This is a genomic window from uncultured Brachyspira sp., from assembly GCF_944390595.1.
Taxonomy (GTDB): domain Bacteria; phylum Spirochaetota; class Brachyspiria; order Brachyspirales; family Brachyspiraceae; genus Brachyspira.
Genome location: NZ_CALXRN010000218.1, coordinates 1 through 11,093 on the forward strand (window position 1 = coordinate 1; position 11,093 = coordinate 11,093).

General features: G+C 31.1%; 8 protein-coding genes and 1 tRNA gene. All 9 read right to left on the reverse strand.

Annotated elements, in window-relative coordinates; genetic code table 11:
* Positions 1–2,156, reverse strand: a 2,156-nt coding sequence (hsdR, locus tag Q0J90_RS12985) for an EcoAI/FtnUII family type I restriction enzme subunit R (protein WP_297278312.1), incomplete at its 3' end; no start/stop codon positions are given.
* Positions 2,157–2,333: 177 nt separating this feature from the next.
* A complete protein-coding gene (locus Q0J90_RS12990) occupies positions 2,334–4,436 on the reverse strand; it encodes a 6-bladed beta-propeller (RefSeq protein WP_297278313.1) in 2,103 nt (700 codons plus the stop codon).
* A 39-nt stretch (positions 4,437–4,475) separates the two neighbouring features.
* Positions 4,476–4,548 (reverse strand) — tRNA-Thr (locus Q0J90_RS12995).
* Between the two features lie 72 nt (positions 4,549–4,620).
* Positions 4,621–5,337 (reverse strand): lytic transglycosylase domain-containing protein, encoded by a 717-nt coding sequence (locus Q0J90_RS13000; RefSeq protein WP_297278314.1) that lies wholly within the window; start codon positions 5,335–5,337, stop codon positions 4,621–4,623.
* 28 nt (positions 5,338–5,365) lie between these two features.
* Entirely contained in the window at positions 5,366–5,818 is a 453-nt protein-coding gene (locus Q0J90_RS13005; protein ID WP_028328551.1) for a flagellar FliJ family protein, read from the reverse strand.
* Between the two features lie 30 nt (positions 5,819–5,848).
* The gene (locus tag Q0J90_RS13010) at positions 5,849–7,306 is read right to left on the reverse strand and encodes a FliI/YscN family ATPase (protein WP_297278315.1); all 1,458 of its coding nucleotides are present in this window, start codon (positions 7,304–7,306) and stop codon (positions 5,849–5,851) included.
* 18 nt (positions 7,307–7,324) lie between these two features.
* Complete coding sequence (gene fliH / locus Q0J90_RS13015; RefSeq protein ID WP_028328553.1) at positions 7,325–8,227, reverse strand: flagellar assembly protein FliH; 903 nt, start codon at positions 8,225–8,227, stop codon at positions 7,325–7,327.
* A gap of 42 nt (positions 8,228–8,269) precedes the next feature.
* Positions 8,270–9,301, reverse strand: coding sequence for a flagellar motor switch protein FliG (gene fliG, locus Q0J90_RS13020; RefSeq protein WP_028328554.1), 1,032 nt, complete (start codon positions 9,299–9,301; stop codon positions 8,270–8,272).
* A 41-nt stretch (positions 9,302–9,342) separates the two neighbouring features.
* Positions 9,343–11,046, reverse strand: coding sequence for a flagellar basal-body MS-ring/collar protein FliF (gene fliF, locus Q0J90_RS13025; RefSeq protein ID WP_297278316.1), 1,704 nt, complete (start codon positions 11,044–11,046; stop codon positions 9,343–9,345).
* Between the last annotated feature and the right edge of the window lie 47 nt (positions 11,047–11,093).

Here is an 11,093-nt window from a genome sequence, read left to right on the forward strand (position 1 = left end):
CCTTCATACTTATCTAAATAACCTCTTTTTTTAACATTCTTAATTCTTTCACTTTTTGTAAGAGGCTTTTTATCATAAGCGAGATGACATATTAAATCAAAATCATCTATATTTTCATCAATATGTTCATACTCTCTCAATGCTTCCAAAAATACTCCTCTTTTTGATAATTCCTCCAAAATTACAGATTTTCTTTTATCTCCATTCCAATCATGAAGAAAATTATCAAGTGTAGCATATTCTCCAAGTATATTCTTTTTTGTATAATCTATTAAACTTTCTGTTATAATTTTTCCGTTATTATCCAAGTACTGCACCCTTTCACTTAATATTTCAACTTCAACACCTTTTACTACTATCTTTTGTCTTTTTTGTTTTTCTTCTTTCTCATTATCATTAATTGATATTTCTACGTCATTGGTATCTTCTTCAGTATTAACATTTTCTTCAGCATTATCAATATTATCATCATCTTTTTTCAAATATTCGTCATGAATACTTAATGCCTCGCCGTCAAATTTAGGGTCAGCAAATAATCTGCTTACGTTCTTAAAATCCATTATAGTAAAATATTTCTTGCCGTAATCTTCTTTTATACGGGTTCCGCGTCCTATGATTTGTTTAAACTCTGTCATAGAATTAATATTATTATTTAATACTATAAGCTTACATGTTTTGCAGTCTACTCCGGTAGTTAAAAGCTTTGAAGTAGTAACTATAACAGGATATACACTATCAACTGCTATAAAAGAATCAAGCTGTTTCTTTCCTTCGCTGTCATCTCCTGTAATACGCATTATATATCTGCTGTCTTCTTTTACCAAATTAGTTTTATTATTGTTCTTGCAATATTCAGCATGCTCATTTATTAAAGCTCTTCTCATACGGTCTGCATGTTCTATATCATCACAGAATACTATAGTTTTAGCAAATCTGTCATTTTCTTCTATATATTCTATTATGCGTTTAGCTATTTCAATATCTCTTTCTTCAATTACAATGTTTTTATCAAAATCTTTTATATTATATTCTCTATCTTCTATTTCATTTCCGTCAATATCTGTTTGACCTTTATAAGGACGCCAGCCTTCCAAATCCGTATTAAGCCCTACCCTTATCACTTTAAATGGTGCAAGAAATCCGTCTTCTATTCCTTGTTTCAAACTATAAGTATAAATAGGCTCTCCGAAATAAGAAATACTTGAAACATCTTTGGTTTCTTTAGGTGTAGCTGTCATACCTATTTGAACGGCACTAGAAAAATATTCTAAAATTCTTCTCCATAATGAATCATCTTTAGCAGAGCCTCTATGACACTCATCAACTATGATCAAATCAAAAAAATATTCGCTAAACTCTCTGAAAATCTCTTTATCTTCATTTGTTATTAATTGCTGATAAAGAGATAAATAAATTTCATAAGAACTATCCATTTTTTTATTTTCAATTTTAGTCATTACCTTTTTAAATGGTTTAAAATCCTGACTCATAGTCTGATCGATCAATATATTTCTATCTGCTAAAAATAATATTTTCTTTGCTAAATTAGCTTCTCTAAATCTATGAATTATTTGAAAAGCAGTATAAGTTTTTCCTGTACCTGTTGCCATTACAAGAAGCATTCTTTTTTTACCTTCAGATGCAGCTTTAACAGTTCTATTTATTGCTATTCTTTGATAATATCTTGGACTATTCGCTCCCTGTCTATAATAATAAGGTGTTGTAATTATTCTTTCTTTTTCATCATCTATATTGGAATCTTGTTTATATCTATTCCATAATACTTCAGGACTAGGAAAATCATATAAAGAAATTTCTCTCTCTTCACCAGTTAACATATTATGTTCCAAAAAACCAGAACCATTTGAGCTGTATACAAAAGGCAAATCAAGCATTTCAGCATAATTAATACCCTGCTGAATTCCATCTCCCAAACTATGTTTATCACTTTTAGCTTCAATTATAGCCAATGGTATATTTGACTTATAAGATAATAAATAATCTGCTCTTTTAGGTTTATCCCTTACAACATCTTTACCCTTCAATATAAAACGCCCGTCAGTAAATGCATACTCATAATTTATTTGACTATCTTTCCACCCTGATTTTTTAATTGATGGTGTTATTATTTTCTGTTTTATATCTTCTTCTGTCATATTACAGACTCCAAAACAAATATTATTTACATTATATAAGAAAATATAATTTTTACCATATTTTTTTATATTATAATTACACAATCCCACAAATTTAACTAACATTTTATAATTTATGCAACAAAAAAGGCTTCTCATAACATTATGAAAAGCCTTTCATTTTATTATAAACTTTTATTATGGTATCACATAACCTGATTCTTCTTCTCCATACATATCTCTGTATTGAACTCTTATATTCAATGCTCTAAACTGACCTGACTGAGATATATTTCTAAAACTATTATAATATATGAAATATCTTCCAAAATCAATATTCTTCATTTTGTCAAGTTCGCCTCTATAATCTATAGATAAGTCAGCATTTATAATATAACCATAAGTATTCTGAGTCATCAAATCCAAGAAGTAATTAAACTTATTAGTACCAATATATACTTGATTCAATGATACAGCATTATTCTTAGCAAAACTTGCAATATCTCTAAAATTCATCATGTCAAATACTCTGTCATCCGGATTGCTTACAGTAAAATGTATAATAGCAGTTTTCTTAAAGCTATTTCCAGCAAGCCTTATAGCCTCATAATAAGCATCATCTAAAGCAGATATACCGCCTGTAAAATGGAAAGCATTAGCATTTTCAAGTATTCTCAAATTTCTAGCATCATAATTATCAGCCTTATAAACTTGATCATTATAATGTATAACAAGAACTTCATCATTATTAGTTAAGCTTCTAGTAAAGTTGCTAATCTCTTCTTTAATTCTTGATTCATAAGGTCTTGCAGCTTCGCTGTCTTCTATTAAATATATAAATCTATACTCATGAAGTTCAGGAGCATCATATAATCCAACCTTCAAATCAACTGTTCCATTTTCTTTTACATAGAAATTCTCAGCTGTTAATCCAACTACAGGATTAGTAAGTCTATCTCTTACTGTAACAGAAGCTACAACAACAGGGAATTTATTTAGATATTCTCTATCTACAAATACATCTAAATTGGCATAATACTCTTCTTTTCTTGTATAAACATCTACTCTTCCGGACATAAAATCTGTAAGATATATATCCCCATTAGGTCCTTCAGATACAGAAGTAGGTGTAACTGTGTATCTCTCAGAATTATTAAACAATGTAAAATTCTTAGAATTTACATCATAATAAAAAACTTTATTTCCATCTGCTATATATAAATTTCCATCAGAAGAAAATGAAAGCCCTCTAGGTTCATTAAACATTTCATGTTTTATAGTTTCTATATAATTTCCGTTTAAATCAAATTTTTGTATTCTTTTATTACCCATATCAGCAACATATATATTTTCATTATTAACTACAATGCCAGCAGGTGAAAAAAATTCTCCCTCATTCTCTCCAAGTCTTCCAAAATTATATAAAAAATTACCGTCAATATCAAATACAACTACTCTATTATTTCCCGTATCAGAAACATATAAATTACCCTCATTATCAACTACAACAGAAGAAGGTCCAAGAATCTGACCATTACTAACTCCGGATACTCCTATATTAGTAATATAACTGCCGTTAGAGTCATATTTAAATATTTTGTCCTTTTTAGTATTTGCTATATAAATATTTCCATTTCTGTCTATAGTGAAGCCTCTAGGATTTTCAAGCTTTTCATAAGGATAAACTCTTGCTACAAACTGCAAAGCTTTTCTCCACCAGCTTCTTTGAGGAGTTTCTAATCTTTTACCATAAGAAATTTTACTAATTAAATTACCATTTATATCAAATTTCTTTAAAGAAGAATCGCTGTAATCCAATACATACAAACTTCCATCAGGCATAACTTCTACCTGTATAGGCTGATTTATGTTTTTTAGAAAATTAGCATTTGTAGAAAATGCTTTTAAATAAATAAAATTGCTAAGTACTTCATCTTTAGTTTCTGTTATATTAGCAGAATCATATTTATTAATTTTAGAAAGTACAATAGGATCCTCATAACCCATTCTGGCAATATTAAGCCATTCATTAACAGCCAAAGACATATAACCAGCTTTATATAAAGATTTGCTGTACCAATATCTTATAAACTTATCAGTAGGATTTGTATTAAGAGAGTTTCTAAAACTAGCTATAGCAGCATCATAACGTTCTTGATTATAATAGTGCACCCCTCTTAATAACTCTCTGTATGAGTCATAAGTTTCTGTGTTTACATAATACGGAGTTTTATCGAAAGTGTATGAAAGCGATACGGTCATTAAAAATAATACCATAATCGCTAGAAGTTTTATTCTCATAAATCCTCTTTATAAAATATGATATTTTTTGCGAAACAAAGCCCACTATCGGGATTGAACCGATGACCCTCACCTTACCATGGTGATGCTCTACCTGCTGAGCTAAGTGGGCAATTTACAAAATATTATAAAATTACAGAATAAAAAAGTCAAGCAAACATATAAAGATTTTATTATGTTAACTTTATTTTATATATCCTATAATGTTTTTAACGTAATTTTTTGTCTCTTCAATATTTGGAATTCTTTGAAGTCTATCAACCAAAGCAGGTCCTGCATTATAAGCTGATAATGACAAATCAAGTCTTCCGTCATATCTATTAAGCATTTGAGATAAATATCTGCTTCCAGCCATAATATTAGTATATGGATCTTTTAGCATTTCTTCATCTGTTATGCCTAAGCCTACACCAGTTTGAGGCATTATCTGCATCAAACCAACCGCACCTTTATGACTAACAGCATCAGGTACATAATTTGATTCCTGTTTTATAACAGCCTTAATTAAATTTTCAGGTAAAGAATATTTTTCTGCTGCTTCTTTTATTATATCATCATACTTAGTAGGGAAATTGGCAGCAGAAGCCTTTTTATATGCATTAAGAGCTTTAGCAAAATTGTTTGTAGAATCATCATATACTCCAAATGAAATTTTACCATTAAACCCTTCAGCATCTATAACTTTACCATTATTTAATTTTTTATTAGTATCATTAATAATAGAACCATCAGCATTAAGATTATCTACTTTTTTATTTTCACTGCTTGCCATAGCCTCATTTAAATGTTCAGCAAAAGGCTTTACAGGAAGCTGAGTATTTAAAGGAGCAAATCCTAACTTACTAAAACTTTCTTGAATCTCTCCTATTCTAACTTGTATTTTTTGTATAGATTCTATCATAAATAATATCCTCTTTAATTTATACTAATTAATATTCATAAGCATCGCTGGAAACATACTCTTTCTTCCATTCATCCAGCTTAGCCTGTTCTTCTTTATTCATCATTTTCTTATATTCTAATAATTTCTTCTCTTTCAAAAGTTCAACAGCCCTTCTCTGTCTTGAAGCCTCCTGCAAAATTTCCTGTCTCTTTCTAAGCTCTATACTAATTTCTGCCATATTATCTTCATGTATAGATATTTGACAATTAAGGGCATTTATATATTCTCCTAAATATATACTCATTGATAGCATTTCATCATTATTCTCTATGCTATCAACATATTTAATACCGTCATCTATTTTTAATAAACAGCTGTCTTTACCATCACGCTCTTTATTATATTCTGCAGAAACTTCAGCAACTTCAGCCTGCCTTTTTTTTTCTATATTTTTTCTAAGTTTATATAAAGGCTCCAAATTAAAATTAAATCTCTTCATAAAAAATAAATCCAACAAAAATCAAATTATCTACAATATAACAACATCATTACCCGCATATTCTACATTGTCGGAAATATTTTTTCTATCATCCGCTTTTTTTACATCTCCGCTGTTCACTAAATCCTCTTCTATCTCTTCCTGAGAATAGAACATAGACAAAAGAGCTTCTTTACTATCAGCAAAACTTGATACCTCGTATACATCCTGCTGCAAATATCTATCCATCATAGGCTTATAATCAATAGCTCTATCAACATCAGGCATGCTTCCCTTAGCATAACCTCCTATCATTATAAGTTCTTTAGCTTCATTATAATCAGCACTCATTTTTAAGAATTCTATAGCTGCTTTTTTATGCATACTAGAAACTACTTCATTCATAATCCTAGATATACTTTTATTAACATCAATAGCAGGGAAATGTCCTCTGTTAGCTAAATCCCTAGATAAAACTATATGTCCGTCTAATATACCTCTTACAGTATCTGTAATAGGTTCATCCAAATCATCACCTTCAACCAATACATTATAAAAAGCTGTAATAGTTCCTTTTGTTGATGTACCTGTTCTTTCTAAAAGTTTAGCAAGTTCAGAAAATACGCTAGGAGTATAACCTCTTGTAGTAGGAGGCTCGCCTCTTGAAAGTCCTATTTCTCTTTGAGCTAAAGCAAAACGAGTCACAGAGTCAACCATAAACATAACATTTTTGCCTTTATCTCTAAAATATTCAGCTATAGTAGTAGCAGTATAAGCAGCACGAACTCTCAAAAGCGGAGCATCATCACTTGTAGCAACTACTATTATACTTTTTTTTAATCCTTCTTCTCCAAGGTCTCTTTCTATAAAATCTCTTACTTCTCTTCTTCTTTCACCAATTAATGCTATAACGTTAATATCTGCATTAGTATTTCTTGCTATCATAGATAAAAGTGTAGATTTACCAACTCCTGTACCGCTCATTATAGCCATACGCTGACCTTCTCCAACTGTTAAAAGTCCGTCAATAGCTCTTACACCAGTTTGTATATGTTTATTTATTCTAGGTCTGTTCATAGGGTTTACAGATGAATGTGAAACAGGTATTGGAGTTTCATAAAAATTATGCCCTCCGCCTGCTAAAGGTTTGCCTCTTGCATCAAGTACCGTTCCTAATATTTCATCACAGCACATAACTGATAAAGGCTTATCAAAAGAATACACCATGTTTCCGAAAGTTATACCATTTACCGGTCCGTAAGTAGCTAAAAGTATGTCCTGATTTCTAAAACCTATAGCTTCTGCATCAACATAAGAATTATCACTCATGTATATACGGCACATATCTCCAAGTTTACAGAAAGGTCCTTCGCTAATTACTAATGACCCTATAACCTCTTTAACTTTCCCATAAGATTTTAACAAAGCAATATCATCTACAACTTTTCTGTATTTATCAAATGTTTTTTTTACTTCTTTATTAAAATCTACATTTTCTTCTTTTATCATAAACCAACCCTATCAATATTAAAAACCTTTTATAGGTTCAACTTCTTTAATTGCAGTTTCTATTTCATTCAATTGAGTATTTATTCTAGCATCAATATCGCCGAAATCAGTTTCTATCATACATCCGCCAACATCAACATTAGGGTCTTCCAATACTGTTACACCTTCAATTTTATCAAGCATTTGATAGAATTCATCTTTATGTCTAGCAGAAACTTCTAAGTCATCAATATTAACTCTTATAGTAATTTTTGTTCTGCCTTTAATTCTTCTTAAAGCTTCTTGAATATTTCTTATAACTATACCTTTATCTCTTTCAGTAAGCATTTTTACAACACGTTTAGCTATAAGTACAGCCACTTCAATAACCTGAGCTTCTGCTGCATCTATTATTTCATTTCTCTTATTAATAGTTTCAGCAAGTATTTTTTTCATTTTTTCTGTTAATTTAATCAAATCATTATTGCTGTCAGAAAAAGATTTTTCAAATCCTTCATCATATCCTTTTGCATAGCCTTCTTTATAAGCAGCATCTTTTATAGATTCAGATTCGCTTTGTATTTTTTCTTTCTCTGCATTAGCATCCTGTATTATTCTTGAAGCATCAACTTTAGCCTGTTCAGAAATAACATGAGCTTCATTTTGTTTTGATTTAAATATTTCAAAGGCCTGAGTTTTAGCATCTTCAATAATTCTCTCAGCTTCATCAACAGCCTTTCTTCTCATGTCTCTTAAATCATCTTCCCATTGAGCTCTAAGTCCGGCAATCTCTGCCTCAATTTCCTCAATAGAAGGACCTCTATATTCTTCCTGTGCCTCTTCATAATCTAATTCTTCCTGAGATTTATGATGAGGTACAGCAATATTTACTTTTTGAGTAAGTTCTACAATACTTTTGGATTTAAAAACCTTTTCCGGCATATTAAAACTCCTAATTAATAATCAAAACATATATAATTAACATCAAACAACCATTTCGTCTTCACCAGCACGAGCAACAACGATATCACCTTGTTCTTCAAGTTTACGTATGATATTAACGATTTTTTGCTGAGCTTCTTCAACATCTTTAAGACGAACAGGTCCCATAAAGTCCATATCCTCTTTAAGCAATGCAGCAGCACGTTTGGACATGTTTCTATAAACTTTATCCTGAGCATCTGTATCAACACTCTTAAGTGCTTTAGCCAAGTCGCTTGAATCAACCTCACGAAGTACTTTCTGTATAGCTCTGTCGTCAAGCAATACAATATCTTCGAATACAAACATACGTTTCTTGATCTCTTCTGCAAGTTCCGGATCGTCTTCCTCCAAACTTTCGATAATACTTTTCTCAGTAGATCTATCAACACTGTTAATGATTTCCACTATAGAATCGATACCGCCGGCTGAAGTAAAGTCTTCACTGGCAAGAGTAGAAAGTTTTCTTTCAAGTACCCTTTCAACCTCTCTTAAAACCTCTGGAGAAGTTCTATCCATTATAGCAATACGTTTAGCTACATCAGGCTGAATCTCTGTAGGCAAAGCTCCCAATATACTAGCTGCCTTTTGAGCTTCCAAATACGCCAAAATAAGTGCTATAGTCTGAGGGTGCTCACCTTGTATGAAGTTCAATAAGTGAGCTGGGTCTGTACGGCGTATAAAATCAAAAGGTCTAACCTGTAATGAAGATGTTAATCTATTGATTATATCGCTTGCCTTCTGACTACCCACAGATCTTTCAAGTAAGTCTCTAGCATAATCTATACCACCTTGAGTTATAAAATCCTGAGCTATCATCATCTCTTGGAATTCTCTAAATACAGCATCCTTATCCGCTGCTTCTATGTTTTCAAGTCTAGCAATATCAAATGTAATCTGCTCTATTTCCTCTTCCCTCAAGTGTTTAAATATCTCACTTGATGTCTCCATACCAAGTGATACTAGAAATATAGCAACTTTTTGACGTCCGCTTAAAACACGTTGCTTTTTATCTTTTTCTTTCTCTGCAGGCATAATTTTTCTCCTAATATTTTATTTTATAACTCAATTTATTTTTAACTCTTATCATCGGCCATCCAAGTACGCAACAATTGTGCTACATCTTCTGGTCTTTCATGGCTTACACGTATAACTTCATCCATAAGTTTCTTACGTGCAGCATCTTCTAAACTCATCTCGCTTATAGGCTCTTCATTAGCATTCATCATAGCCTGTCTACGCATTTCCATTTGTTTACGTTCAAGCTCTTCTTCTCTAAGTCTGCGTCTTCTAGCAAGCTCTTTCTGTATAGCTCTTATTGCTAATGCTAATATAAATAATATGAGTAAAGAAATCATTGTTATTATTAATGTTTTCTTTATAAATCTATCACGCATAAGTTTAGCATCTTCAGCATTGAATCTATCCCAATGGTCAAACTGAATATGTGTTACACTTACTTGGTCTCCTCTTTTCAAATCATAACCAATAGCTGCTTGTACTAAAGCTGTAACATTATTTATTTCTTCTGTTGTTACTGGATGATACTCTCTTACATAACTATTTCCATTAGTAATTACAGGATCTCCATTAACATCATAAACTTTTGTCCATCTTCCGTCTAAAGCAACTGCTGCAGATATTTTTCCTATTTGATAACTTCCTTTCTTTATAGCTTCATATCTTTTGCTCAATTCATAGTTGTCTTGAGAATCAGTTTTTGTATAAGTCTGCCATCTGTCGCTCTTATCTTTATATCCAGGAGGTACATTTTCTTCAGCTCCAGCAGCACCTTGAGGTATAAATTGCTGTCCTTTCCAGTCTTCTGTTACTGTACGGCTTGAAACCTGAACTTTATTAGTAAACTGACTGTCATCATAAGGTGTTGCAGGATCATCTTCTTTTAATATTATTGGAAGAACTAAATTATTTGTTACACTAACTTCGTCCCATATAAGTTCTAATGCTATTGTTGTTTCTACTCTGTTAGTATATATTCTTCCTAATGTTTGTCTTATTTTATTTTCTATCTTTTTTCTTTCTCTATCAACTATTTTTAATTCTTCCTGAGCTACTTTTAATTTTAAATTAGCAGCTTCATCTGTAAAATCAGTTAATACATATCCTGTACTATCAGTAATTGTTACAAACTCAGGCTTTAATTTATCAACACCCATAGCTATTAACTGCTGTAATCCTCTAACAGTTTTTGGGTCTCTTAAAATTTCTTCTTTAAAAGGCTGAGCTCTAATAACTACTGAAGCTGTAACAGGAGAATCTATATCTGTTAAATATTCCTTTTTAGGAAAAGCTAAATCTACTGTAGCTTCCTGAACGAAATCTAATTTAGTTAAAAGCTGTGTAATAGCTTTAGTTAATGATCTTCTTTTGTTAATATCAAGTTCAACATCTGTTATACCTATACGAGGAGCATCAAATAATTCCCATCCATCAACTCCTGTAGGCATTCTTCCCTCTTTTACTAACTCTAACTCTGCTTTTGCTTTATCATTTTGATTATTAAGAGTGATAAAACCATTTCTATACTGATATTTTATGTTATTAGCATCTAAAACAGCTATAACATTTCTAGCATCCTCTTGAGTTAAAGCATTTTGAAATAATAGAGTACCGGTTCTTCTTGATGTTAGCATTATTGTAGCTACTATTGCACCAAGCCCTATTACTAAAACTCCAATCAAAATTGCTTTTTGCAATGTTGTTGTTTTAGAAAAAATATTTTTTATTTGACTTGTCAATTTATTTATAAAGTCCTGCATTAGAATACCACCTAATAAAAGTTATCTTTAGAATTTATCGGTTATAG

Bases quoted from the DNA above. Each gene is read 5' to 3' on its own strand.
- Q0J90_RS12990 (WP_297278313.1), bottom strand. From the start codon at position 4,436: ATGAGAATAAAACTTCTAGCGATTATGGTATTATTTTTAATGACCGTA.
- Q0J90_RS13000 (WP_297278314.1), bottom strand. From the start codon at position 5,337: ATGATAGAATCTATACAAAAAATACAAGTTAGAATAGGAGAGATTCAA.
- Q0J90_RS13005 (WP_028328551.1), bottom strand. From the start codon at position 5,818: ATGAAGAGATTTAATTTTAATTTGGAGCCTTTATATAAACTTAGAAAA.
- Q0J90_RS13010 (WP_297278315.1), bottom strand. From the start codon at position 7,306: ATGATAAAAGAAGAAAATGTAGATTTTAATAAAGAAGTAAAAAAAACA.
- fliH (WP_028328553.1), bottom strand. From the start codon at position 8,227: ATGCCGGAAAAGGTTTTTAAATCCAAAAGTATTGTAGAACTTACTCAA.
- fliG (WP_028328554.1), bottom strand. From the start codon at position 9,301: ATGCCTGCAGAGAAAGAAAAAGATAAAAAGCAACGTGTTTTAAGCGGA.
- fliF (WP_297278316.1), bottom strand. From the start codon at position 11,046: ATGCAGGACTTTATAAATAAATTGACAAGTCAAATAAAAAATATTTTT.